The sequence below is a fragment of the Haloferax volcanii DS2 genome (genome assembly GCF_000025685.1).
In the GTDB taxonomy this organism is placed as follows: Archaea; Halobacteriota; Halobacteria; order Halobacteriales; family Haloferacaceae; genus Haloferax; species Haloferax volcanii.
This window is the reverse complement of sequence record NC_013967.1, coordinates 2,314,674-2,338,253: the sequence shown is the minus strand read 5'-3', so window position 1 is coordinate 2,338,253 and position 23,580 is coordinate 2,314,674. Positions and strand designations below refer to the sequence as shown.

Sequence of the window (23,580 nt, the reverse complement as noted above, 5' to 3'; positions counted from 1 at the left end):
GTCAGGCCTCGCCGTACACCGGGACGGCCGCGCCGCTCGTCACGGGCGTCGCGTCCGAACAGAGCGCGAGGACGGTCCGGGCGATTTCCGCGGGCTTCACCCACGAGTCGAAGTCGGCGTCGGCCATCATCTCGCGGTTCATCGGCGTGTCGATGACGCTCGGCATCACCGCGTTCGCGCGCACGTCGCCGCGGTTCTCCTCGGCGATGGTTTCGGTGAGTAGACGGACGCCCGCTTTCGAGGCACGGTAGATGCCGTCTCCCTCGCCGCCCTCCAGCGACGAGCGGGCCGAGACGCTCACGACGGAGCCCTCGGTCTCCCGGAGGTGCGGAATCGCGTGTTTCGACGCGAGGAACATCGTCTTGAGGTTCACGTCGAACAGGAAGTCGAAGGTGTCGGCGTCGGTCTCGCCGATGGGCGTCCCGCCGCGCCACGTCCCGGCGATGTTGGCGAGGTGGTCGAGGCGGCCGAAGTCGGAGACGACCTCGTCGACGACGCGCGCCACGTCGTCCTCGTCGGTGAAATCGCCCTCGTAGAACCGCACTCCTTCGGTCTCGAAAAAGTCGTCTTCGTCGTCGGGTTCGACCACGTCCGCGGCCGCGACCGACGCGCCCGCCTCGTGGAACGCGCGAGCGATTGCGCCGCCGAGCGTGCCGCTCGCACCGGTCACGAGAGCGACGGTTCCGTCGAAATCGAATGTCACGTCCATGTCCGTGCGGTACGTGCGCACGGGACATAATTCGGTCGCGGCTGTGCGCCCGCCGGCGACCGGGCGCGGTGATGTGCTGCGTCCTCACTTTCCGCGTCGGCGGCCGCGTCAGGGCGTGATGACCAGTTTGCCGAGGACGCTGTCTTCCATGACGGCGCGGTGGGCCTCGGCGGCCTCGTCGAGGTCGTAGGTCCGCGCCACGTCGATTTCGAACTCGCCCGCGCCCATCTGGCCGGCGAGTTCCCGCAGGGGCGCAGAGAGGTCGGGCGTGTTGAACATGCTCATCATCGTCAGCGAGAGGTCCTTCCCCCGGGCCGACGACGACAGGCCGAAGCCGACTTCGGGGTCGTTCTCACCGATGCCGACGACGCGACCGCCGTGGGCGGCCACGTCGGCGTCGAACTGGAGGTAGTCGTCCAGCCGGTGGTCGAGCGTCAGGTCCACGCCGTCGCCAGTCGCCGCGGCAACGACGGCGTCCGCGAGGTCGTCGCGGTCGTAGTCGAGAACCACGTCCGCGCCGAGTTCGGCCACGCGGTCGTGGTAGTCGGGCGCGGCGGTGGCGATGACGCGAGCCCCGGACGCGGCGGCGAGTTGGACCGCGGCGTGGCCGACGCCGCCGGAGCCGCCGTGAATCAGCACCGTGTCTCCGAGTTGCATCCCGCCGTGGTCGACGAGGGCGCGCCACGCGGTGACGCCGGCGACGCCCGCGCCGCCGGCCGCGACGAGGTCCACGTCGTCCGAGAGGACTGCGAGCCGGTCGGTCGGGACCGCCGCGAACTCGGCGTAGCCGCCGTAGTGGTCCTTGCCGATGCCGGTGCCGACGACGTGGTCGCCCTCCGCGAAGCCCTCCACGTCGGTCCCGACCGCCGCGACCGTTCCGGCCACGTCGACGCCGGGAATCATCGGCATCGCGAACGGCTGGTACGACCCCTCGCGGAAGTACGTGTCCACGGGGTTGACGCCCGCGGCCGCGACTTCGACGAGGACCTCGCCCGCGGCCGGCTCGGGCGTCTTGATGTCGTCTACCTGAAGCACGTCGCGTCCGCCGTGGTCGTGGAATCTGACAGCGCGCATAGATACACAGAAGTTCTTATCCTATTACGTATTTTCCCTACACCATGGACTGAAACCTCGCGCCGTGGCAGAAACGAGACGGTCCAATGTCAGTACTTCACAAAGCCGTTTAGTTAGAAGGTCTGCTTGCAGAAGGTGTGTCTAAAACCCAGCAAGCAGACGATGAAATCCACGAGGACCAGCTCCTTAACTTCCTCGTCAACTCTCTTGACGAGGAAGTTGCTCTCTCACTCGCTGAAAACGCTGAACTCGATGCTGAAGACATCTACGAGGTCCTCGTCGGCGCCTGCGCCGACGGGACCTCGGTCTCAACGCTCTGTGAGAGAAGCGAAGATGCACCCCACGAAAACTCCGTTCTCTACCATCTCCGCACTAAATTCGATCTAGAAACGCTCGAACAGGTTGGCAACATGCTCCTCCAGAAAGACGTTCTCGACGTCCTTCCCCAGCAGGTGGAGGTCTGCGCAGACCTCCACCTGCGGCCCTACTATGGTGACGAAGACGACACGGACGGCCTGTATCACTCACAAGCGAAGCGTGGAACCACCGCGTTCCACGCCTACGCGACGCTGTACGCACGCGTGAAGAACAAACGCTACACGCTGGCGGTGCGCCGTCTCGAAGACGGCGACACCGCCAGCAGTGTCCTCGCAGAGTTCCTCGGTATTCTCGACGGCCTTGACCTCGGTGTCAAGGCCGTCTATCTTGACCGCGAATTCTACGACAGCAAGTGTTTGACGCTGCTTCAGGCGCACAACCACGCGTACGTCATGCCGATCGTCCGCTGGGGACGGACGATCAAGCGAGAACTCTCAGAAGGGTGGAGTCGCGTGATTCAGCACAGTCTGACGGCGAGACTCGACGGTCACAGCTGGACCGTCGAGTTCCCCGTCTACATCGACTGTACCTACCAGAACGGACGGTACGACGAACATGGGGTGGCGCGTCACGGCTACGCCGCTGACGCGCCGTTCATCGACTCACCACGAGACGCTCGATACCACTACGCGAAACGCTTCGGTATCGAGGCAAGCTATCGACTCTCTGAACAAAGTATCGCGACGACCTCGACACAAAATCCGGTTGTACGGCTGCTGTACGTCGTGGTGAGCTTGCTGTTACAGAACGTGTGGCGGTATCTGCACTGGGAGTACGTGGCGACGCCCCGCCGAGGCGGGCGTCGCCTCTGGCAGTGGCCATTCAAGGAGTTCATCAACATGATCCGACGGGCAGCGTGGACGGCCCTCGCGACGCGTCGGGCCGTCCCCGCGAACCGGCCACCGGACGACCGGTTCCACCGGTAACTCCCGACCGGGCTAGCCAACGGTGGGAGTGGCGACGCTGTCGCGTCGGCGGCAGCCGCCGCCGACAGCGACGGCTCTCCGCCGATCCGTCCATGATTCTGTCGTCGAAACCGCCAGTCCAACCGCTCCGCCACAGAACTCAGGCTTCAGAAACAGCTAGCCGAGGATGCTTTGTGAGGTACTGAGTCTTTGTCCTCGGTGACCTCACCGGGTGAACCCATCGCCACGTATTTATCGTGGTTTCTCTCGATGTTCTTGCTGATTAGATCCAGCGTATCTGGGTTCATCTCTGTGTACCATAGAGGGTTGCATATATCCAAGAGTGTTTTCCTATCCAGAGCGTCTAGTTCATCTGCCTCTACGTGTGCTGCTCAGACCTCATAGACCGCATATATGCAAAACGAGTTAGCTATGAGGAGAGTCTGACACCGTCGACCCTGAACGTAGATGAATGGGATTTAAGCGCGTGCCTTTCCCTCCCACGCATGGTAATGAAGCTTCACGAATACCAGGCGAAGGACATCTTCGCAGAGGCTGGGATTCCGGTGCCAGAGTCCCGTCTCGCGTCGTCGGTAGAGGAGGTCATGGAGGCGGTCGAGGAGATCGGATACCCCGCCGCCATCAAGGCGCAGGTACACGTCGGTGGGCGTGGCAAGGCCGGTGGCATCAAAATCGCCACGGACGAGGACGAGGCGCGACAGGCCGCAGAGGACATCCTCGGGATGGACCTCAAGGGCTACACGGTCGACCGAGTGCTCGTCGAGGCCGGCGTCGACTTCGAAAACGAACTGTACGTCGGCGTCACGATGGACCGAAGCGAGGGCAAGCCCGTCGCGATGGTCTCGACGGAGGGTGGCGTCAACATCGAGGAAGTCGCAGAGGAGAACCCGGACGCAATCGCCCGCGAACACATCGACCCCGCGTTCGGCCTGCACCCCTATCAGGCCCGCAAGGTCGTCTTCGAGGCGGGCATCCCCCGCGACGTGGCCTTCGACGTGGCCTCGTTCCTCACGACGCTGTACGACCTCTACGAGTCGAACGACGCCTCGGACATCGAAATCAACCCCGTCATGATTACGTCCGACCGCGACATCGTCGCCGCGGACGCCGTCATGAACATCGACGACGACGCCCTGTTCCGCCACGACGACCTCGCGGCGATGGAAGAGGACGCCTACGAGAACGACCTCGAAGCCAAGGCCGGCGAGTACGGCTTCGACTACGTCCGCCTGTCGGGTAACGTCGGCATCATCGGCAACGGTGCCGGGCTCGTCATGACGACGCTCGACCTCGTGGACTACTTCGGCGGCGAACCCGCCAACTTCCTCGACATCGGTGGCGGCGCGAAGGCCGAGCGCGTGGCGAACGCGCTGGACATGGTCTTCTCCGACGAGAACGTCGACTCCGTCGTGTTCAACATCTTCGGCGGCATCACCCGCGGCGACGAGGTCGCCAAGGGTATCAACGAGGCGCTGGAGAGCTTCGACGAGATTCCCAAGCCGGTCGTCGTCCGCCTCGCGGGCACGAACGCCGAGGAGGGGATGGAGATTCTGAACACGGACCTCGTACAGGTCGAAGGGACGCTGGAGGACGCCGTCCAGCGTGCCGTCGAGAACGCACAGGAGGTGTCCCAATGAGTATTTTCGTCGACGACGACACGCGAGTGGTTGTACAGGGTATCACGGGTGGCGAAGGCAAGTTCCACACCCGGCAGATGGTCGAATACGGCACGAACGTCGTCGCCGGGACCTCCCCCGGAAAGGGCGGTCAGGACGTCGACGGCATCCCCGTCTACGACACCGTCGAAGAGGCGGTCGACGAGGAAGACGCCAACGCCTCCGTCGTGTTCGTCCCGCCGGCGTTCGCCGGCGACGCCATCTTCGAGGCGCTCGACACGGACCTCGACCTCGTGGTCGCCATCACCGAGGGCGTCCCGACGCAGGACATGGCCAAGGTCAACAAGCGCCTGTCTGAGACCGACACGCGCCTCATCGGCCCCAACTGTCCGGGCATCATCACGCCCGGCGAGGCCAAACTCGGCATCCTCCCCGGCAACATCTTCGAGGAGGGTAACGTCGGCCTCGTCTCTCGCTCCGGCACGCTCACCTACCAAGTCGTCTCGAACCTGACCGAGCGCGGCATCGGCCAGACCACCGCCATCGGCATCGGCGGCGACCCCATCATCGGCACGTCGTTCGTCGACGCTCTCGAAGCGTTCGAGAACGACCCCGACACGCACGCCGTCGTCATGTGCGGCGAAATCGGCGGCGAAGACGAAGAGCAGGCCGCGAAGTACATCGCGGAGAACATGGACACGCCCGTCGCCGGCTTCATCGCCGGCCGCACGGCACCGCCGGGCAAGCGCATGGGTCACGCCGGCGCTATCGTCTCCGGGTCGGGCACGGGCACCGCTGAGTCCAAGATTTCCGCCCTCAACGACGCGAGCGTCCCCGTCGGTGACACTCCCAACGAGGTTGCCGACCACATCGAAGACTTCCTCTAACTTCGCCCGAAGCGGTTTTCGGTTTTCTCGTCTTTTTTTGCGCTATCGCAACCCAGCCCCGCACGGCCCACAGCGCCCGCCGTCGGTCGCGTTCGGCGCGCCGCACTCCCGGCAGACCGCGGTCCGCCGGCGCGACCGCTCCCCTGCGGACCGCAGGAACATCGTCGGGTCGAGCGCCGTCCCGGTCGGCCCGTCGCCCTCGTCGACCCCGTCGAGGACGCGCTCGACGAGGGCGTCCTCGCGCATGGCGTCGAGCAGTCTGACGAAGCCGACGAACAGCAGCGACGGCGCGACGATGCAGAAGCCCGCCACGAGCAGGCGGAACTCGGTTTCTATGTGGGTTGTTAGCGCTCAACAGTCGTATGGCTGACGCTTGGTTCGGGACGGTCTGGCCCACCCGGCCCGTGTTCTGCGCTCGTCGGTGGCTTTTCGACCGTCGCCGCGACAGTCTATTATCTCGTTTGATACTCTGACGCGCGGGTTTATACATCGCATTCGGGTCGGTACGGTAATGGCCGAGAATCTCGTTTTGGAGGTCGAATCACGGCTTCCTGATGCGATTACGGAGAGCTACACGCGGCGACTCGTCGCCGCGATGCTGCTCGTTTCAGTCCTCGTCGCCGGCGTCGGAATCGTCCAGTATCAACAGACGGCGTCCACGATAGACGCGGATGCCCGCGCCGACCTGCTCACCGAGGCCGAACGCGAGGCCTTGCAGGCGAACACCTGGTTCGACGAGCGCGAACGCCTCGTGGGTATCGTCGCCGACGACCCCTCCGCCGGCAGCACCCTCGATGGGCGCTCCTCGGCGACGCTGACGGCCGCGAAAGAGGACATGCCCGCGGACGTGGCCGCGCTCCACTTCGTCAACACCGAGACGACGGCGGTCATCGGCTCGTCCGAGGAGGGCGCGGTCGGGACGACGCTGTTCGAAGACGGGTCGCTTCCGCTCCCCGCGAGCGCCGACCTCTCGGACGACGGCGTCGAACGAACGACCGTCTACGTCGAAGACGGCGTCGCCTACATGGGCTTCGTCGCGCCGCTCCCGTCCATCGAACCCCGCGCAATCGTCCTCGTCGCCGAGGCGTCCTCGCTCGGGGCCGCGCTCGACGGGAACCACATTGACGGCGGCTTCACCCAACTCGTGACGACCGACGGAAACGTCCTCTACGACGGGGGCGGCGGCCGGTCGAACGTCGCCTATCCCGCCGCCGAGGCGTCCGAACTCGACGCCGCCTTCGCCGGCGAGACGGGCGTCACCCGCCTCGCCCCCGTCGAGGGCTTCGTCTCCTCGCCGCACGTCGTCGCGCACGTCCCCGTCTCCGGCGGCGTGCTCCTCCTGCACGCCCCCGCGAGCAGCGTCTTCGCGCTCTCGCGAAGCGTCGGTCTCGGGATTGCGACGCTGCTCGCACTCTCGGTCCTCGGATTCGTCGTCTTCGCGCTCATCATCCGCGGGAACACCGCGCGCCCGCTCGTCGACCTCGCGTCGACCGTCTCCGCGCTCCGCGACGGCGACCTCGACGTGGCACTCGAAACCGACCGCACCGACGAGTTCGGACAGGTCGTCCGCGGCATCGGCAACCTCCGGGACGACCTCCGCGACCAGCGCGCCGACGCTCGCGCTTACAGCGAGGCGATGACCCGCGCGGCCGACGGCGACCTGCGCGTCCGCCTCCCGACCGACTCCGAGAGCCGCGACATGGCGACCGTCGCCGCCGCGTACAACGAGATGATGGACGATATCGAACAGACCGTCGGCACGGTCAAGACCTTCGGCGAGGACGTGGCGACGCTCGCGGACCGCGTGGCCGACCGCGCCGACGACGTGTCCGCCGCGAGCGAGGAGGTGTCGGCGTCGGTCCAGCAGATTTCCGAGGGCGCGAGCGAGCAGACCGACAGTCTCGTCGCCGCCGCCGACGAAATAAACGACCTCTCGGCGTCCATCCAGCAGATTGCCTCGTCGGCCGACGAACTCGTCCGACTCACCGAGGAGGCCGAGGCCCGCTCGCTCGACGGCCAGACCGCCGCCACCGACGCCCTCGACGACATCGACGCCGTGCGCGCCGAGACGGAGGCGACCGTCAGCGAGGTCCGCGAACTCGACGACCGCCTCGCCCAAATCGAGGAAATCGTCGAGGTCATCACCGACATCGCGGAGCAGACCGACATCCTCGCGCTCAACGCGAACATCGAGGCCGCCCGCGCCGGCGAGGCCGGCGAGGGGTTCGCCGTCGTCTCCAACGAGGTCAAACAGCTCGCACAGGAGACGAAATCCTCGGCGGGCGACATCGAGTCGCTCGTCACCGAAATCGAGGCCCAGCGCGACGCCGTCGTCTCCCGCATCGAGCGCATGCAGGCGCAGGTCGAAGAGAGCGCAACCTCGGTCGACGAGGCGCTGTCCTCCTTCGACGGTATCGTCGAGCGCGTCGAGGAGACGACCGCGAGCGTCCACGAGATTTCCGACGCCACGGGCAGTCAGGCCGACACCTCCCAAGAGGTGCTCTCGATGACCGACGAAATCGCGGGCATCTCCGAGGAAACCGCCGCGGAGGCCGAGAACGTCTCCGCGACCGCCCAAGAACAGAGCGCCGCGCTCGTCGACGTCAACGGGGACGTGCGCGAACTCTCGTCGCACGTGAGTCACCTCGACGACCTCCTCGACGCGTTCGAGGTCGACGACGGCGGCGACGTGGCCGCGGCCGTCGACGACGTGCTCGGCGACGAGGCGGACGCGGAGGCGGCCACCGACGCGGACCGGGGTCGTCCCGCACCCGAGTCGAACCCCGACCGAGAACCCTCGCCCGCGGACGACTGAGATGCGCGTCGACGACATCATGACCGAGGAGGTGGCGACCGTCGAACTGGGGTCGAGCGTCGCGGACTGCGCGCAGACCATGCTCCGCGAGGGCGCGGGGAGCGTCGTCGTGATGGCCGACGGCGGTCCCGCGGGTATCGTCACCGAATCGGACGCGCTCCGCGCCGGCGTGGCGAGCGGAAAGCCGCTTTCTGCGGTCCCGACCCGCGCGGTCATGTCGAGTCCCATCAAGTGGATTCGGCCGGACTCCACGACGCGCGTGGCCGCCGAGAAGATGCGCGAAAACCGGGTGAAAAAGCTCGTCGTCGTCGACGGCTCGGAGATGGTCGGCATCGTGACCGCCACGGACATCGCCTTCCACCTCTCGGACGTGGCCCGCGGCGTCGGCCAGATGATAGAACTCAAGGACAAGTGGGAGTCGGACCGCCGATTCCGCTGACCGCCGGTATCCGGTCTCCGGTCGCCGGTCGCCGGTCGTCCCACGGCAACCGCTATTACTACCCACCCCCGGCGAAGCGTTGATAACGCCGTCTCGCATCTAGTCACGTCGAGTGTACGACCGTCTCGCGCCGATTCGTCCCCGCGTCAGGTCCGGCCTCGAACGAGCGTTCGCGGCGGACCACACACCTCACGAGGTGGCTGCCAGCTTCGCGTTCGGCGTCTTCTTCGTGGCCATGCCGACCGCAGGGACCGCCCTCGCGCTGTTCGCCCTCATCGGCTACTTCGTCGAGCGGGCGAGCCGACTCGCGCTCGTCGCCACGCTCGTCGTGTTCAACCCGCCCGTCAAGTGGGCGGTCTACGGCGCGAGCTTCTGGCTCGGCTCGCATCTGCTCGGGCCGGTTTCGGGGGCCTCGGTCGCAGACGTGTCGCTCAGTTCCGGCCTCGATATCCTCCTCCGACAGCTCGTCGGCAACACGGTTCTCGCCGCCGTCCTCGCCGTCGTCGGCTACGCGGTGACGCTCCAACTGGCGCGTCTGCACCACCGGCGACAGCGGTCGGCGTCGCCGGCGGGAGCCGCCGAGAGTCGAAGCGACGACGCCCGACCCGACGTGCCGTCGTGACTGACTACCGCTGTGACTGTTCCTCTCTGCCCTCCTCGAACGCCCGGAGCGACTGGACGAGCTTGTAGCCCAGATAGACGAGCGCGAGCGGGATGAGGAGCAACAGCGCCAAGATAACGAGTTCGGGGCCGCCGGGAATTTGCAGGAGGGCCATGGGCGGGATTCGCGGGCGGACGGCATAGTGGTTGGTGGTGCGGGAGGCTGTCTGTTCGGTTGGATGCTGTGGTGGGCTGTGTCGGGTGGCACGCTCGCTTCGCTCGCGTGAACCTCACTCGCTCACTGCGTTCGCTCGCTGGTTCAAATCTGCCCGGAACCACGTACACGACGCCGACGCGAGAGACACAGAGGTCTCTCGCGGCCGTGGCGTCGGAGAGAAGTGGGTTGGGGCAGATTTGAACTGCCGGCCTCCTCCATGTCAAGGAGGTGTCATAACCAGACTAGACCACCAACCCGGTGTGTTGCGAACATCGTCGAACGTCGAAACGCGGGAAGAGGAGTGGGTTGGGGCAGATTTGAACTGCCGGCCTCCTCCATGTCAAGGAGGTGTCATAACCAGACTAGACCACCAACCCGGTTACGGTGCTTCCCGCGTCCGTTCGGACGCATCTCTCCGTTGTCCGGGGTTACAATTTAAGCTTTCGAATCGGACTACGTGCGGCGATTCGGGTCACAGCGCGGTCCCGCCGTCCGAGGCGGTCGATTCGACCCGCGCGCCGACCAGTCGATGCCGGCGATTTTCGCCAGCCCGACACGCTTAAGCCGATGTACGAATTTGTACATCGTAACCCGAAGAAGTACATCGGTGATTACCAATGCAGGATTATATCGAACGTGTGACCGGCGGTGCGGACCTGACTGTCGAGGAGGCGCGCGACGCCGCGCGGGCGGTCTTCGAGGACGCGACCGAGGCGCAAATCGGCGCGCTCCTCGCCGCGCTCCGGGCGAAAGGCGAGACCGAGGCCGAAATCGCGGGGTTCGCGCAGGGGATGCGCGACGCCGCCCTGACCATCGAGCCCGACCGCGGCCCGCTCGTCGATACCTGCGGCACCGGCGGCGACGACTACAACACCATCAACGTCTCGACCACGAGCGCGCTCGTCGCGGCCGGCGCGGGCGCGGCGGTGGCCAAGCACGGCAACTACTCCGTCTCTTCGTCTTCTGGGAGCGCCGACGTGCTGGAGGTCGCCGGCGTGAACGTCGAGGCCGAACCCGAGTCCGTCGAGGCGTGCATCGAGGACAACGGCGTCGGCTTCATGCTCGCGCCCGTGTTCCACCCCGCGATGAAGGCCGTCATCGGCCCGCGGAAGGAACTCGGCATGCGGACGGTCTTCAACGTCCTCGGCCCGTTGACGAACCCCGCCGGGGCCGACGCGCAGGTCCTCGGCGTCTACGACGCCGACCTCGTCCCCGTCATCGCCGAGTCGCTGTCGCACATGCCCGTCGAGCGCGCCCTCGTCGTCCACGGCTCCGGCATGGACGAAATCGCGCTCCACGACGCGACCACGGTCGCCGAAATCGACGGCGACGAAATCACCGAGTACACCCTCACGCCCGCCGACCTCGGCCTCGAACGGGCCCCCATCGAGGCGGTCGCCGGCGGCACGCCGCAGGAGAACGCCGACGACCTCGAAGGCATCCTCACCGGCGACGTGACCGGGCCGAAGCGCGACCTCATCCTCGCCAACGCCGGCGCGGCAATCTACGTCGCCGGCCTCGCGGACTCGCTGGAGGGGGGCGTCGAAGTCGCCCGCGACGCCATCGACTCCGGGGCCGCGAAAGCCAAACACGACGCGCTTCGGGAGGCGTGAGATGACCCGCGTCAAAGTGTGCGGCGTCACCGACGAAACCGACCTCGCCGCCGTCGACGCGGCCGGTGCCGACGCGGTCGGTGCCATCTGCGACGTGCCCGTGGACACGCCCCGCGAGATTCCCCGCGAGCGCGCCCGCGAACTGTTCGCCGCCGCGCCGCCGTTCCTCACGACCACCCTCGTGACGATGCCCGACTCCGTCGACCACGCCCGAGACCTCGCCCGCGAGGTCGGCCCGGACGTGCTCCAACTCCACGGCGACTTCGCGGCCGACGACCTCGACTCGCTCCGCGCGACGGGCGTCGGCGTCGTCCCGGTCGTCGACGCGACCGACCTCGCCCGCGCACGCGACCTCGCGCCCGTCGTCGACGCTATCCTCGTCGACACGCCCTCCGACTCGGGCGCGGGCGGCACCGGCGAGACCCACGACTGGGACGCCTCGCGCGACCTCGTCGCGGCGGTCGACGCGCCCGTAATTCTCGCGGGCGGCCTGACGCCAGACAACGTCGTCGAGGCGGTTCGAACCGTCGAACCTTACGGCGTCGACGTCGCGAGCGGCGTCGAGGCCTCCGGCGGGGTCAAGGACCACGACGCGGTCCGCGCGTTCGTCGCCGCGGCGAAGACGGCTCGCGGAGCGGTCGACGACCACGAGGAGGTCGTCGCGTGACGGCCCCCGACACCGACCGCGAGGAGTTCGTCTCCCTCGCCGGCGACGCGGACGGACCGGTCGTGACCCACCTCGTGGCCGACCTCGACGTGTCCGTGGACCCGCTGGCCGCGTACACGACGCTCGCGGACCGCAGCGACTACGGCTTCCTCCTGGAGAGCGCCGAGAAGGTCTCCTCGAGCAACCCGCAGGGCGCGTTCTCCGCGCCCGCGACGGCCGCCGACTCCCACGCGCGCTTCTCGTTCGTCGGCTACGACCCCGAAGCGGTCGTGACGGTCGGTCCCGACGGCGTCGACGTGACCGACCTCGGCGGCCCCGCCGCGGAGTTCGTCGGCGCGGGCGACGGCGACGTGCTCGATTCCCTGCGCGGCGCGCTCCCCGACCTCCCGCGCGTCAACTTCCCCGAGACGGACCGCCAGACGCTCACCGGCGGGCTGGTCGGCTTCCTCGCCTACGAGGCCGTCTACGACCTCTGGCTCGACGAGGTCGGCCGCGAGCGCCCCGACACGGACGACCCGGACGCCGAGTTCGTCCTCACGACCCGGACCCTCTCGTTCGACCACCGCGAGGACGCCGTCCGCCTCGTCTGTACCCCCGTCGTCTCGCCCGACGACGACCCCGGCGAGGTGTACGACGGCGTCGTCGCCGAGGCCGAGCGCGTCGCGGAAAAGCTCCGCGCGGCGGACGACCCCGCCCCCGGCGGCTTCGAGCGGACCGGCGAGGACGCCGGCTCCCGCGAGGAGTACGAGGCCGCGGTCAGGAAGACGAAAGAACACGTCCGCGACGGCGACATCTATCAGGGCGTCATCTCGCGCACCCGGAAGCTCCGCGGGCAGGTCGACCCGGTCGGTCTGTACGCCTCGCTGCGCGAGGTGAACCCCTCGCCGTACATGTTCCTGCTCCGGCACGGCGACCGGCGCGTCGTCGGCGCGAGCCCCGAAACGCTCGTCTCCGTCAGGGGCGACCGCGTCGTCGTCAACCCCATCGCGGGGACGTGCCAGCGCGGGTCCGGCCCGGTTGAGGACCGCCGCCTCGCCGGCGAACTCCTCGCGGACGCGAAAGAGCGCGCCGAGCACACGATGCTCGTCGACCTCGGCCGCAACGACGTGCGCCGGGTCTCGACGCCCGGGAGCGTCCGCGTCGAGGACTTCATGAGCATCATCAAGTACAGCCACGTCCAGCACATCGAATCGACCGTCTCGGGGACGCTCGACGCCGACGCCGACGCCTTCGACGCCACGCGAGCGACGTTCCCCGCGGGGACGCTCACCGGCGCGCCGAAGGTCCGCGCGATGGAGATTATCGACGACCTCGAAGCCGAGCCCCGTGGCGTCTACGGCGGCGGCGTCGGCTACTACTCGTGGACCGGCGACGCCGACGTGGCAATCGTCATCCGAACCGCGACGGTCGACTCCGGCGGCGCGGACGACGCCATCACCGTCCGCGCGGGTGCCGGCATCGTCGCCGACTCCGACCCGACCGCGGAGTACGAGGAGACGGAACAGAAGATGGGCGGGGTGCTCGACGCCGTCCGCCGCATCGAGTACGGGACCGAGGAGGCGTCGCAATGATTCGGCTCGTCGTCGTCGACAACTTCGACTCCTTCACGTACAACCTCGTGGAGTACTTCTCCGAGCAGACCGTCGAGGGCGAACCGCTCGACATCGAGGTGCGCAAGAACACCGCCTCGCTCGACGAGATACGCGACCTCGACCCCGACGCTATCGTCATCTCGCCGGGGCCTGGCCACCCGAAAAACGACCGCGACGTGGGCGTGACCAACGACGTTCTCACGGAGCTGTCGACCGAGATTCCCACCCTCGGCGTCTGTCTCGGCCTCGAAGCCGCGGTGTACGCCTACGGCGGCACCATCGGCCACGCGCCGGAGCCGATTCACGGGAAGGCGTTCCCCGTCGACCACGACGGCGCGGGCGTCTTCGCCGGCCTCGAAGACGGCTTCCCGGCCGGGCGCTACCACTCGCTCGTCGCCACGGACGTCCCCGACTGCTTCGACGTCTCTGCGACGACCGACCACGACGGCGAGGCGCTGGTGATGGGCGTCCGCCACCGCGACTACCCAATCGAGTGCGTCCAGTTCCACCCCGAGAGCGTGCTCACGGGGTCGGGACACGGCGTCGTCAGAAACTTCCTCACGGCGGTCGCCGGCTTCGACGTGGCCTGAGTCGGGTCGGGTCGGGTCAGACGCGACGGGCGAGACGTGCGCCGCGCCCGCGACCACTCCGTGTCGGCCGCGGCGACGGCCGCGCGCTCGGATTACAGGACGTTGATGCCGAAAAACGAGAGCAACAGCAGCGCGCCCACGACGATGGCGGCGATAGTGACCAGTCGCCACGCGATTTTGAGGAACAGCCGGCCGACGAGGATGACGACGGCGACGGCCGCGAGCACCACGAGCATCTGACCGAGCGGCCCCGAGAGCAGGCCGCCGAGCTGTAACGGGGTGAGCGCGAGGGGAGTCAGTACCATACCCCGATATGACATCCGTAGAGCGGATAAGCTTGTGGGCGGTCTCGTCGCGCGGTTCCGGTGTGATTTTCCCGCCGAAACGACCGATTTCGGCACCCCTGAGCGACTGCGAAATTCGAACATACGAATTCTGATAGTTGTGTGGCTGTCGACTGTCCGGGATTCCTTTATATCCTCTCCGGTGATGCGGGACAGTTCACCATGTGACGGGTTCAGACGCCTTGGCTCCCCCCTCACGTTCTATTGGATATCACCGCTACGTCTTGCGATTATTGGCGCCACAATTTCACTTCCACTCCGCTCTACCTACGGTTATGTGGTTTCCGTCCGTCGTATGAATCCGTGCAGTTCGGCCCCGGTCGTCGGCCGTCGTCGTAATTGAACTAATTATGATACGTTCGGCGGTCGAACCTCCGAGTTCGAAGCCCTTAACCAACCACGCAACACACACCAATATCGTCACCAATGAGCGGAATTTCCGGACACTATCGACGCGACCTCGCTCGAACGCGGCTCGGGCGGGAGGGACAGTAAGATGAGCGACGCGAACCTCTCGACGGACGAACTCGTGCTGCCGGTCAAGCGGACCGAAGGCGAGACCCTCGAAGCGCGGATGACGGGCAACGCCTACAACAACATTCTCCCCGCCCGCTACCTCCGCAAGGACGCCGACGGCGACCTCGTCGAGACGCAGGAGGACCTGTTCCCCCGCGTCGCGAAGAACATCGCGCTCGCGGAAGCCGTCTTCGAGGCCGAAAAACGCGACATCGAACTCACGGTCACGCCCGACCTCATCAAGCCGGATCACCCGCGCCGCGACGAACTCGCCGCGGAGGTCTTCGGCAAGGGCGTCACGGCCGACGACGACGAGGCCGAGACGACACTTTCGGTCTACAACGTCAACAAGTTCGCCTACGACACCCTCGTCCCCGAGCTCCCCGAGGAGGTACGCGAGGTCGTCGTCGAGAAGCGCGAGACGTTCGAGGAGCTGATGGAACAGCTCTCCTTCATGCCGAACTCGCCGACGCTCATGAACGCCGGCGACGAACTCCAGCAGCTCTCGGCCTGTTTCGTCGACTCACCCGCCGACGACATCACGGACATACACCAGACGGCCAAGGAGGCCGCCGAGGTGTTCCAGTCCGGCGGCGGCATGGGCTACGCCTTCTGGAAGCTCCGCCCCTACGGCGACGCGGTCGGCTCGACCGGCGGCATCGCCTCCGGCCCCATCACGTTCATGCGGACGTTCGACCAGATGTGCGAGACCATCGCACAGGGCGGCGCGCGCCGCGGCGCACAGATGGGCGTCATGCGCGTCAGCCACCCCGACGTCATCCAGTTCCTCCACGCGAAGAACAAGGACGTGTCGCTCGCGCACACGCTCCGCCTGAACGACCCCGACGACTTCACCCACACCAAGTTCGTCGACGCGCTCGACGAGGCGCGCGAACTCATCGACGAGGACGGCCGCGTCCCCAAGCACCTCCGCAACGCCGTCGAGGGCCACCTCTCGAACTTCAACATCTCCGTCGGCATCACCGACGGCTTCATGAAGGCGCTGTACAACGACGAGGAGTTCGTCTTCACGAACCCTCGCACCGAAGAGCCGCACGTCGCCACGCCCCAGACGAAGGAAATCTACGACATGTTCGGTCTCGGCGAGTACGTCGAGGTCGGCGAGGTGCTTTCGGTCCCCGCGAAGGAACTCTGGGACCAGATTATCGAGGGCGCGTGGGAGAACGGCGAACCCGGCGTCGTCTACCTCGAACGCGCGAACAAGGAGCACTCCTTCGACGTCGAGAAACACCCCGACCACCAGATTCTCGCCACCAACCCCTGCGGCGAACAGCCGCTGGAGGAGTACGAGGCGTGTAACCTCGGTCACATCAACCTCTCGACGCTCGTCGCGGAGGATTCGCCCGACTGGCGCGTCTGGTACGACGCCCACAGCGACGAGTACGACTCGCTGGAGGCCGCGACGGAGGCGTTCCTCGAAGACGCCGTCGACTGGGAGGAGTTCAACCACCGCATCGAAAGCGGCACGCGCTTCCTCGAAAACGTCGTCACGATGTCGGACTTCCCGGTCGAGAAAATCGAGGAGAAGGTCCGCGAACTCCGCAAAATCGGGCTCGGCATCATGGGTCTCGCTCAGCTGTACATCCAGCTCGGCGTCCGCTACGGCTCCGACGAGGGCAACGAAATCGCCCAGCAGCTCATGACCCACATCAACCACGGGTCCAAGCGGGCGTCCCACGAACTCGCCGAAGAACGCGGCCCGTTCGAGGCGTGGGAGGACTCGAAGTACGCGAACCCGACCGAGTACCGCGAGTGGTTCGAACACCACACCGGCGAGGACGCCGACGACTGGGAAGACGGCTACCCGATTCGCAACCACAACACGACGACCATCGCCCCGACGGGCACCACGTCGATGGTGTCGAACACCACCGGCGGCTGTGAGCCCATCTACAACGTCGCCTACTACAAGAACGTCTCCGACGACGTGCAGGGCGACGAGATGCTCGTCGAGTTCGACGACTACTTCCTCCGCGTGCTGGAGGCCAACGACATCGACGTCGAGGCCGTAAAGCAGGAGGCACAAGAGCAGATGGCGAGCAACCAGTTCGACGGCCTCTCCTCGCTGTCGACGGTTCCGGACGCTATCTCCGAACTGTTCGTCGTGACCTCGGACCTCGCGGGTATCGAGCACGCGGGCGTCCAGTGCGCCCTCCAGAGCGGCGTCGACTCCGCCATCTCGAAGACCTGTAACTTCCCGAACAGCGCCTCGAAAGAGGACATGGACGAGGTCTACCGCTACATCTACGACCACGGCGGCAAGGGCGTCACCGTCTACCGCGACGGTACCCGCTCGAAGCAGGTGCTCACCACGCGCGCGAAGAACACCGAGTTCTCCGACGACGAGGAGGCCGCCGAGGCCATCGTCTCGCAGATTCGCGACGTGTTCGGCAACGTGGAGGCGTTCCTCGACTCCGAGGAGGTCTCGGACCTCATCGGCAGCGAACTCGAACTCGCCTTCGCCGACTCCCCGAGCGACGTGGGCAAGAAGCGCCCCCGTCCGGACGTGCTGTACGGCGTCACCCAGCGCATCGACACCGGCTACGGGAAGCTCTACGTCAACATCAACGAGGACGAACACGGCGAGCCGTTCGAGCTGTTCGCCAACATCGGCAACTCCGGCGGCTTCACCGCCTCCTTCACCGAGGCGCTCGCCAAGACCGTCTCGACGTCGCTCCGCTCGGGCGTCGACCCCGAGGAGATTGCGAACGAACTCAAGGGTATCCGGAGCCCGAAGGTCGCCTGGGACAAAGGAGAGCAGATTAACTCCATCCCGGACGCTATCGGGACCGCGATGCGGCGGTATCTCGACGGCGACATCGACAAGGGCTACCCGCAACAGCAGAACCTGACCGAGGTCGAAGCCGAGGCCGCCGCGGCCGAGGACGCCAACGCGGACACCGACGGCGGCGTCGCCGTCGACGACGGGTCCGACAACGACGCCGTCGCGGACCTGCTCGCGGCGGGCGAGAGCCCCGAGTGTCCCGAGTGCGGCGAGATGGACCTCTACTACTCCGAAGGCTGTAAGACCTGCCAGAACTGCGGCTGGTCCGAGTGCTGAACGCGAGGTAGTACCCCGTCGCAGTCGCGGTCTCGTCACGTTCGTTCCGCGTTTTTCTTTTGTGTCTCCGCTCCGCGAGTTCGTACTATCTCGTCTCTCGTCGCCGTGTTCGACCCGGTCGTGAACGGGGACAGCCGGGGTCGTGACCGACCGGTAAGCGCGGCGACGAACACGGGATAGAAAAGAAACTCCCGAGAACGTGTCAGATGTTCTTTAAAATTCTCTCTCAAAGGGTGTGGTTATAGACTTAAACACAATATAAACACTATATTAATGCCCGAATTCAAGGGCGAAATTGACCATTAATCTGGTACGTAGATTTAAGTCATCCCGGGGATACGAGTCGGGTGGACACACCGCGACGGGTGCCGGGCAGGGATGCTGGTCGCGCAGCGACGACCGCGCCACCGGCGTCTTCGGCGAGCGATACCGTCCGGGTGTCGGACATAACGCATGCAACTCAAACATCTCTTCACGGAAGACCGTGCAGTCAGTCCCGTCATCGGGGTTATCCTGATGGTGGCGATTACAGTGATTCTCGCGGCCGTCATCGGGACGTTCGTCCTCGGCCTCGGGGACCAAGTCAGCGAAACGTCGCCGCAGGCGAGCTTTAGCTTCGATTACGACGGCACCGACAACCTGACGATCACCCACGAGAGTGGCGAACAGATTGCCGCGAACCAAGTCACGATAACCGGTAACTTCTCCAATTCCGGTAATAACTGGACCAGTTACGGTGGCTCCGACCCGATCACTGCAGGTGGGTCCGCCGTTGTAAACAACTCCGGTGGATTCGCTGACGGCGATACCGTTCGCGTCGTCTGGAACTCGCAGAGTGGCAGTACGTCCTCTACGCTCCAGCAGTGGACCTACAACGGATAGATGAATTTCAAACACCTCCTCGCGGAAGACGACGCGGTGTCGCCGGTCATCGGCGTCATCCTCATGGTCGCGATTACCGTCATCCTCGCGGCCGTCATCGGGACGTTCGTCCTCGGCCTCGGGGACCAGGTCGGCAACACTGCTCCGCAGGCGAGCTTCGGTTTCGACTACAACGGCACCGCCCTCACGGTCACCCACGAGAGCGGGACGTCAATCGACGCCGCGCAGGTCAACATCACCTCCTCGGTTGCCCTGAACGACTCCGCGGGTCAACTCGCAGGGGCGAGCGGGACGACCGAGACCTGGGAATCGATAACCTCGGATTCGGAGATTACCGCCGGGAGCCAAGCGACGGTTGTCGAGCAGAACGCCGACGACCTCTCGACCGCGACTGTTCGAGTCATCTGGACCTCCGAGAGTGGCAGTAACTCCGCCACCCTCCAGAGCTGGTCCGGTCCCGACGCCTGAACGCGACACAGCCTTCGCGGCATCGTTTTCTTCCGACTGGCCGACCCACCGAGCCGCGGCTGATTCGACTCCTGCGGCGCGCGTCCGGCCGCGTCGCTGACACCCGATCAGACGGACAAACTACGTCGTCGCGAGAACAGCCGATTCTTCGCCGTTACAACGGGGAAACGCGCCGGTCTCAGACCGGGCGGCCGTCCTCGGACGTGCCGACCATCCACGTTCCGAGGGTGAGCGCGCCGGCACCGACGACGAGTGCGTAGGACATCACCTGCGCGGAGTTCGGCAGCATTCCCGGCAGCATAGCGAGCGTCCCGACGATCATCAGCACCATCCCGATGACGGCTTTCTTCGAACTGAGCAGTCCCATGTCGGTCTCTCCGGAAGCGTCCGATATGGAACTTGCGCTTTTGATTCGCCGGGTTACTCGTAGTCCCGTTCGCCAGCAGGAACGACCACGTCGAGCCAGTTCTCCTCGGGCGGAAGCGGACATTCGAAGGCCTCGGTGAACGCGCAAAACGGGTTGTACGCGAGGTTGAAGTCGACGACGACCTCCTCCAACTCGTCGAGGGGCGCGTCGGGCGTGAGTTCCATGTACCGACCGCCGTTGTAGGTCTGCTGTCCCGTCGTCTTGTCGCGGAAGGGGACGAACAGCGTCGGCGAGTCGTCGTGTTCCTGACGGTACGCGCCGAGGGTGAGGTCGGTGTCGCGGAGTTCGAAGTGGAACGTGGCGACGCGGAGATACCGGACCTCGCCGTCGGTCGAGGTGTCCATCGTCACCGGTTCGGGGTCGGCGTGCGTCTCGACCGAGGCGGTCACGCGGTAGTCGGGGTCGGGGTCGAAGTAGTCGAGGCCGTCGAAGTCGTCCCGTTCCTCCGGCGGAATCGGTGACTGCGGGTGCGACCCGAAGAAGTCGTCTTTCTCCTCGCGCTTCGCCCGGAGCTCGGAGACGTAGGCGTCGGCGTCGAACGCGTCGTCGGTCATGCGCGCCGATACCCGCCGACGACACCTACACCTGACGGTTCGGGGCCGCTTCCGAAGCTGTTACGCGGACAAGTGACGCTTGGCGACCGAGATGCGTTCGAACTGGTCGGGCGTGAGGTCGATGTCCGCGGCCACGACGTTCTCGCCGAGCTGGTCGACCGTTCGCGCGCCGACAATCGGCGCGGTGACCTGCGGGTGATGCATGAGCCACGCGAGGCTGACCTGCGCGGGCGACGCGCCGACCGCCTCGGCGACCTCCTCGACCTGTTCGAGCGCGTCGAAGTTCGCCGGCGTGAGATACGAGTCGGCGAATCGCTGGTCGTTCGCCGCGCGAGAGTCCGCGGGGGGGCGCTCGTCGCGGGCGTACTTGCCCGTGAGGAAGCCGCCGGCCAGCGGCGACCACGGGACGATGCCGATGTCGTAGTCGGCGCACATATCGAGGTAGTTCCCCTCTATCTCGCGGTTGACGGCGTTGTACCGCGGCTGGGCGACTTTGAACGGCTCGTAGCCGCGCTTGTCGGCGAGTTCGTTCGCCTTGACGACCTTCCAGGCGTTGGGTTCGAGCGTCGAGGTGCCGAGGTAGTTCACCTTCCCGTCGCGGACGAACCCGTCGAGCGTCCGCATGAACTCCTCGACCGGCGTCTCGTCGTCCCACCGATGGATGTACAGCAGGTCGACGTAGTCGGTGCCGAGCCGGTCGAGAATGCGGTCTATCTGGCGGCGGAGATGCTTCCGGTTGAGCCCGCGGCCGTTGGCGTCCTCGCGGGTGGGCCAGAAAACCTTGGACGCGACGACGAACTCCTCGCGGTCGCGCTCCCCGAGCCACTCGCCGATGTACGTCTCGCTGGCACCGTCGCCGTACATATCGGCGGTGTCGATGAAGTTCCCGCCGGCGGCGGCGTAGGCGTCGAGCAGCTCGTGGGCGCGGTCGCGTCCGACCTCGACCGCGCCGTCGTCGTTCTGCCGACCGAACCGCCACGTCCCGAACGCGAGCTCGGAGACCGTCGTTCCGGTCCGTCCCAGTGGAACCATCGAAAGCGACATACTGACTCCGAAGACCGGACCGCGGTAAAGCGACTCGGTTCCCGATGGTCGAACGTGAGGGACATCCGGCAGGGGCCGGATGGCCGCACAGAGCCCGAGAGACGGGAAACGAGAGGACGGCCGCGGAGATGGAGGGAAAACGCAGTTCGTTGTCGTAAACCACGACCCGCGCCGGTGTACGACCGCGTCTACGAACGGGCGTAGTTGTGGCCGATGACGAGCGCGAGTGCGTTGACTGCGAGAAGCGCTCCGAAGACGGTGGAATCGCTGGCTTCGAGGCCGCCGAACAGCAAGGGAAGATACAGGAACGGGAGGGCGACTGCGGCCCAGAAGCCGACGAACCGAAGCGGTGCGGCGACGAGTTCGAAGCCGAGGCGGAGCGGCCGTTCTTCCGTTACGACCTCGCGGAGTTGGGAGAGGCGTTCACGGGGGACCGTGGATGGGGAGTTCGACATTGGTTGGGGGGCACCTACGACTACAACATGGAGCGGAGGGGTCATAATTAGGTGCGAGAATTCGACTCGTTTCATACTCGTTTACCCACGACTATCCGGTAAATGTGAAGTTTCATCGATAGACGAGCGGCCGCCTAATACTTCATAACCTCGCCTAAATCTTTTATTCACGGAATAGTCACACGTTCTTGAACGGTCGTCGAACCCTGAATTTCCGCGGGTTTTCTCCGGTTCGAACGCGGCGCTCGATACGGCCGGGAGCCCGACACGTCGCCCGCGGTCCGACGGATGGTTCGGTCGACGTCGCTCCCGCAGGGATTTAGCCCGCGGGCGCAACTGTCGGGGTATGCCCGACCTCAATCGCGTCGCAAAGCGCATGTACAACATCCACCCGAACGCTATGCGCCTCGTCGTCGGCGAGGAGATAGACGGCACGTTCACGCTGGAGAGCGCGGAGTTCTTCCAGACCGACTTTCAGGCCGAAGGCGGACTCGACGGCGACGACGCAGTCTATCGGTTCGCGACGACGGAGCACAACGACGCGGTCGTCGTCGGTCGACAGCGTCCCGGCGAAGACGGCTGGACGATGATCGGAGAAGTGGAGACGGTCGAGCGGGTTGACGCGACGGACGCGACGGACGCGTAGCCGCGCGCCCACTCAGTCGGTCGCGCGGGCACCGTCACCGAATCGATAGCGGAGTTCGCGCCGAATCGCCCCGCGCTTCAGGAGGACGAACCCGAGGAAGATGAGGGCGAACCCGCCGACCGTGGACGGTGTCGGAACCTCGCTCAGGAACGCCCAGCCGGAGAGCGCCGCGAAGACGGGGGCGACGTACGAGACGAGGTTGATTTCGATGGGACCGAGGCGGGCGAGCAGGTCGAAGTAGATGAGGAAGCCGAGCGCGCTCGCCGCGAGTGAGAGATACGCGAGCGCCGCGACCGACTGGACGTTAAGGACGACCGCCCCGGGGCGCTCGCCGAGGCCGACGGACGCGACGTGCATCAGACCCGCGCCGAGGAGCATCGACCACGCCTCCATCGTCTCGATAGGCAGCTCCGAGTCGACCCGACGTGTCAGGACGGAGCCGAGGGCGAAGGCCGCGGCCGCGCCGAAGATGAGGAGTTTCGCGACCGTACCGCCGGCGAGGAGGTTGCTCGGGTCGAGTTCCGAGAGGACCGCGACGCCGACGAGTCCGAGGAGGAGGCCGACGACGCCGAGGGGGGTGAGTCGCTCGCTCGGAAGCAGGAGTCGCGCGAATCCGGTCGTGAGCACCGGACTGAGGCTCACGGTGACGGCGGCAGCGGCGCTCGTCACGGTGGGGTCGGTCTCGCCGATAAACAGGAGCGCGTGGTACGCGGCGATAAGGAACACCGCGCCGATGGCGACTTCGGTCCACTCGGCTCTGCCGCGCGGGAGCGGCGAGTCGGTGGCGTACAGCGCGTAGGCGAGCATCACGACCCCCGCCACGTCGTACCGGAGCGCCGCGAACAGCACCGGCGGGAAGAACTCCAGCCCGGCTTTGATCGCCATGAACGCGGACCCCCAGACGGCGGCGAGGACGACGAACAGACCGACGTTTCGATACCGTGTCACAGCGATGGTGCGCCCGGTAGGGGCCTGAACGTTTCGTTACGGGGCGGTTTCGCCGGTGCCGCGAGGGCGGCGTCGGCCGAGGCCAGCACTC

Annotated in this window: 24 protein-coding genes and 2 tRNA genes; 14 read left to right on the top strand and 12 right to left on the bottom strand. The window is 66.2% G+C overall.

Annotated elements, in window-relative coordinates:
• Position 1: 1 nt before the first annotated feature.
• Positions 2 to 709: an SDR family oxidoreductase gene (locus HVO_RS16600; protein ID WP_004042400.1), complete on the bottom strand. Its 708-nt coding sequence runs from the start codon at positions 707 to 709 to the stop codon at positions 2 to 4.
• Positions 710 to 817: 108 nt separating this feature from the next.
• The gene (locus HVO_RS16595; protein ID WP_004042398.1) at positions 818 to 1,783 is read right to left on the bottom strand and encodes an NADPH:quinone reductase; all 966 of its coding nucleotides are present in this window, start codon (positions 1,781 to 1,783) and stop codon (positions 818 to 820) included.
• A 137-nt stretch (positions 1,784 to 1,920) separates the two neighbouring features.
• Between HVO_RS16595 and HVO_RS16590 the strand changes: the two genes are divergently transcribed.
• The 3 genes from HVO_RS16590 to sucD all read left to right on the top strand — a co-directional run bounded on the left by HVO_RS16590 (position 1,921) and on the right by sucD (position 5,590).
• Positions 1,921 to 3,087 carry an ISH3 family transposase gene (locus tag HVO_RS16590; RefSeq protein ID WP_013035323.1) on the top strand — a complete coding sequence of 389 codons (1,167 nt, stop codon included), beginning with the start codon at positions 1,921 to 1,923 and terminating at the stop codon, positions 3,085 to 3,087.
• Positions 3,088 to 3,578: 491 nt separating this feature from the next.
• Positions 3,579 to 4,724, top strand: a complete 1,146-nt coding sequence (sucC, locus tag HVO_RS16585; protein WP_004042383.1) for an ADP-forming succinate--CoA ligase subunit beta — start codon at positions 3,579 to 3,581, stop codon at positions 4,722 to 4,724.
• Complete coding sequence (gene sucD, locus HVO_RS16580) at positions 4,721 to 5,590, top strand: succinate--CoA ligase subunit alpha (protein WP_004042381.1); 870 nt, start codon at positions 4,721 to 4,723, stop codon at positions 5,588 to 5,590. Before sucC ends, sucD begins: the two co-directional genes overlap by 4 nt.
• Before the next feature lie 42 nt (positions 5,591 to 5,632).
• Here sucD and HVO_RS16575 read toward each other — a convergent pair whose 3' ends face one another.
• The gene (locus HVO_RS16575) at positions 5,633 to 5,926 is read right to left on the bottom strand and encodes a hypothetical protein (protein WP_049914820.1); all 294 of its coding nucleotides are present in this window, start codon (positions 5,924 to 5,926) and stop codon (positions 5,633 to 5,635) included.
• A 175-nt stretch (positions 5,927 to 6,101) separates the two neighbouring features.
• Here HVO_RS16575 and HVO_RS16570 point away from each other — a divergent pair, with 175 nt between their 5' ends.
• The 3 genes from HVO_RS16570 to HVO_RS16560 all read left to right on the top strand — a co-directional run bounded on the left by HVO_RS16570 (position 6,102) and on the right by HVO_RS16560 (position 9,466).
• Positions 6,102 to 8,405: a methyl-accepting chemotaxis protein gene (locus HVO_RS16570; RefSeq protein ID WP_004042376.1), complete on the top strand. Its 2,304-nt coding sequence runs from the start codon at positions 6,102 to 6,104 to the stop codon at positions 8,403 to 8,405.
• A 1-nt stretch (position 8,406) separates the two neighbouring features.
• Complete coding sequence (locus HVO_RS16565) at positions 8,407 to 8,844, top strand: CBS domain-containing protein (RefSeq protein ID WP_004042375.1); 438 nt, start codon at positions 8,407 to 8,409, stop codon at positions 8,842 to 8,844.
• A 112-nt stretch (positions 8,845 to 8,956) separates the two neighbouring features.
• On the top strand, positions 8,957 to 9,466 hold the full coding sequence (locus HVO_RS16560) for a DUF2062 domain-containing protein (RefSeq protein ID WP_004042374.1): 510 nt from the start codon (positions 8,957 to 8,959) through the stop codon (positions 9,464 to 9,466).
• 4 nt (positions 9,467 to 9,470) lie between these two features.
• Here HVO_RS16560 and HVO_RS21070 read toward each other — a convergent pair whose 3' ends face one another.
• The 3 genes from HVO_RS21070 to HVO_RS16550 form a co-directional block, all read right to left on the bottom strand.
• On the bottom strand, positions 9,471 to 9,620 hold the full coding sequence (locus HVO_RS21070) for a hypothetical protein (RefSeq protein WP_004042373.1): 150 nt from the start codon (positions 9,618 to 9,620) through the stop codon (positions 9,471 to 9,473).
• Positions 9,621 to 9,843: 223 nt separating this feature from the next.
• Positions 9,844 to 9,918: transfer RNA gene (locus HVO_RS16555), tRNA-Val, on the bottom strand.
• A gap of 45 nt (positions 9,919 to 9,963) precedes the next feature.
• Positions 9,964 to 10,038 (bottom strand) — tRNA-Val (locus HVO_RS16550).
• A 240-nt stretch (positions 10,039 to 10,278) separates the two neighbouring features.
• Between HVO_RS16550 and trpD the strand changes: the two genes are divergently transcribed.
• The 4 genes from trpD to trpG are packed head-to-tail and all read left to right on the top strand — an operon-like array spanning position 10,279 to position 14,123.
• Positions 10,279 to 11,274 (top strand): anthranilate phosphoribosyltransferase, encoded by a 996-nt coding sequence (gene trpD / locus HVO_RS16545; protein WP_004042371.1) that lies wholly within the window; start codon positions 10,279 to 10,281, stop codon positions 11,272 to 11,274.
• Position 11,275: 1 nt separating this feature from the next.
• Complete coding sequence (trpF, locus tag HVO_RS16540; protein WP_004042369.1) at positions 11,276 to 11,941, top strand: phosphoribosylanthranilate isomerase; 666 nt, start codon at positions 11,276 to 11,278, stop codon at positions 11,939 to 11,941.
• Positions 11,938 to 13,512 (top strand): anthranilate synthase component I, encoded by a 1,575-nt coding sequence (trpE, locus tag HVO_RS16535; protein ID WP_004042367.1) that lies wholly within the window; start codon positions 11,938 to 11,940, stop codon positions 13,510 to 13,512. The genes trpF and trpE overlap by 4 nt, the downstream gene beginning before the upstream one ends.
• The gene (trpG, locus tag HVO_RS16530) at positions 13,509 to 14,123 is read left to right on the top strand and encodes an anthranilate synthase component II (RefSeq protein WP_004042365.1); all 615 of its coding nucleotides are present in this window, start codon (positions 13,509 to 13,511) and stop codon (positions 14,121 to 14,123) included. The genes trpE and trpG overlap by 4 nt, the downstream gene beginning before the upstream one ends.
• Positions 14,124 to 14,215: 92 nt before the next feature.
• Here trpG and HVO_RS16525 read toward each other — a convergent pair whose 3' ends face one another.
• A complete protein-coding gene (locus tag HVO_RS16525) occupies positions 14,216 to 14,428 on the bottom strand; it encodes a hypothetical protein (RefSeq protein WP_004042362.1) in 213 nt (70 codons plus the stop codon).
• A 535-nt stretch (positions 14,429 to 14,963) separates the two neighbouring features.
• Here HVO_RS16525 and HVO_RS16520 point away from each other — a divergent pair.
• The 3 genes from HVO_RS16520 (at position 14,964) to HVO_RS16510 (ending at position 19,415) form a co-directional block, all read left to right on the top strand.
• Positions 14,964 to 18,065 (top strand): adenosylcobalamin-dependent ribonucleoside-diphosphate reductase, encoded by a 3,102-nt coding sequence (locus HVO_RS16520; protein WP_004042360.1) that lies wholly within the window; start codon positions 14,964 to 14,966, stop codon positions 18,063 to 18,065.
• A 453-nt stretch (positions 18,066 to 18,518) separates the two neighbouring features.
• The gene (locus tag HVO_RS16515) at positions 18,519 to 18,947 is read left to right on the top strand and encodes a type IV pilin (protein ID WP_004042359.1); all 429 of its coding nucleotides are present in this window, start codon (positions 18,519 to 18,521) and stop codon (positions 18,945 to 18,947) included.
• Entirely contained in the window at positions 18,948 to 19,415 is a 468-nt protein-coding gene (locus HVO_RS16510) for a type IV pilin (RefSeq protein WP_004042357.1), read from the top strand. It abuts the gene before it with no gap.
• A gap of 178 nt (positions 19,416 to 19,593) precedes the next feature.
• On the opposite strand, the gene HVO_RS16505 is transcribed toward HVO_RS16510, so the two are convergent.
• The 4 genes from HVO_RS16505 to HVO_RS16490 all read right to left on the bottom strand — a co-directional run bounded on the left by HVO_RS16505 (position 19,594) and on the right by HVO_RS16490 (position 21,895).
• A complete protein-coding gene (locus HVO_RS16505; protein ID WP_004042355.1) occupies positions 19,594 to 19,782 on the bottom strand; it encodes a hypothetical protein in 189 nt (62 codons plus the stop codon).
• Positions 19,783 to 19,835: 53 nt separating this feature from the next.
• Positions 19,836 to 20,396, bottom strand: coding sequence for a DUF1684 domain-containing protein (locus tag HVO_RS16500; RefSeq protein ID WP_004042352.1), 561 nt, complete (start codon positions 20,394 to 20,396; stop codon positions 19,836 to 19,838).
• Between the two features lie 60 nt (positions 20,397 to 20,456).
• Entirely contained in the window at positions 20,457 to 21,440 is a 984-nt protein-coding gene (locus HVO_RS16495) for an aldo/keto reductase (protein ID WP_004042350.1), read from the bottom strand.
• A gap of 188 nt (positions 21,441 to 21,628) precedes the next feature.
• Entirely contained in the window at positions 21,629 to 21,895 is a 267-nt protein-coding gene (locus tag HVO_RS16490) for a hypothetical protein (protein ID WP_004042348.1), read from the bottom strand.
• A 346-nt stretch (positions 21,896 to 22,241) separates the two neighbouring features.
• Between HVO_RS16490 and HVO_RS16485 the strand changes: the two genes are divergently transcribed.
• Positions 22,242 to 22,541 carry a hypothetical protein gene (locus HVO_RS16485; protein ID WP_004042347.1) on the top strand — a complete coding sequence of 100 codons (300 nt, stop codon included), beginning with the start codon at positions 22,242 to 22,244 and terminating at the stop codon, positions 22,539 to 22,541.
• 12 nt (positions 22,542 to 22,553) lie between these two features.
• On the opposite strand, the gene HVO_RS16480 is transcribed toward HVO_RS16485, so the two are convergent.
• Positions 22,554 to 23,489, bottom strand: a complete 936-nt coding sequence (locus HVO_RS16480) for a DMT family transporter (protein ID WP_004042345.1) — start codon at positions 23,487 to 23,489, stop codon at positions 22,554 to 22,556.
• Positions 23,490 to 23,580 lie beyond the last annotated feature (91 nt).

Coding starts and splice junctions, on each gene's coding strand:
- HVO_RS16600 (WP_004042400.1), bottom strand. CDS start 709: ATGGACGTGACATTCGATTTCGACGGAACCGTCGCTCTCGTGACCGGT.
- HVO_RS16595 (WP_004042398.1), bottom strand. CDS start 1,783: ATGCGCGCTGTCAGATTCCACGACCACGGCGGACGCGACGTGCTTCAG.
- sucC (WP_004042383.1), top strand. CDS start 3,579: ATGAAGCTTCACGAATACCAGGCGAAGGACATCTTCGCAGAGGCTGGG.
- sucD (WP_004042381.1), top strand. CDS start 4,721: ATGAGTATTTTCGTCGACGACGACACGCGAGTGGTTGTACAGGGTATC.
- HVO_RS16570 (WP_004042376.1), top strand. CDS start 6,102: ATGGCCGAGAATCTCGTTTTGGAGGTCGAATCACGGCTTCCTGATGCG.
- HVO_RS16565 (WP_004042375.1), top strand. CDS start 8,407: ATGCGCGTCGACGACATCATGACCGAGGAGGTGGCGACCGTCGAACTG.
- HVO_RS21070 (WP_004042373.1), bottom strand. CDS start 9,620: ATGGCCCTCCTGCAAATTCCCGGCGGCCCCGAACTCGTTATCTTGGCG.
- trpD (WP_004042371.1), top strand. CDS start 10,279: ATGCAGGATTATATCGAACGTGTGACCGGCGGTGCGGACCTGACTGTC.
- trpF (WP_004042369.1), top strand. CDS start 11,276: ATGACCCGCGTCAAAGTGTGCGGCGTCACCGACGAAACCGACCTCGCC.
- trpG (WP_004042365.1), top strand. CDS start 13,509: ATGATTCGGCTCGTCGTCGTCGACAACTTCGACTCCTTCACGTACAAC.
- HVO_RS16525 (WP_004042362.1), bottom strand. CDS start 14,428: ATGGTACTGACTCCCCTCGCGCTCACCCCGTTACAGCTCGGCGGCCTG.
- HVO_RS16520 (WP_004042360.1), top strand. CDS start 14,964: ATGAGCGACGCGAACCTCTCGACGGACGAACTCGTGCTGCCGGTCAAG.
- HVO_RS16515 (WP_004042359.1), top strand. CDS start 18,519: ATGCAACTCAAACATCTCTTCACGGAAGACCGTGCAGTCAGTCCCGTC.
- HVO_RS16510 (WP_004042357.1), top strand. CDS start 18,948: ATGAATTTCAAACACCTCCTCGCGGAAGACGACGCGGTGTCGCCGGTC.
- HVO_RS16505 (WP_004042355.1), bottom strand. CDS start 19,782: ATGGGACTGCTCAGTTCGAAGAAAGCCGTCATCGGGATGGTGCTGATG.
- HVO_RS16500 (WP_004042352.1), bottom strand. CDS start 20,396: ATGACCGACGACGCGTTCGACGCCGACGCCTACGTCTCCGAGCTCCGG.
- HVO_RS16495 (WP_004042350.1), bottom strand. CDS start 21,440: ATGTCGCTTTCGATGGTTCCACTGGGACGGACCGGAACGACGGTCTCC.
- HVO_RS16490 (WP_004042348.1), bottom strand. CDS start 21,895: ATGTCGAACTCCCCATCCACGGTCCCCCGTGAACGCCTCTCCCAACTC.
- HVO_RS16485 (WP_004042347.1), top strand. CDS start 22,242: ATGCCCGACCTCAATCGCGTCGCAAAGCGCATGTACAACATCCACCCG.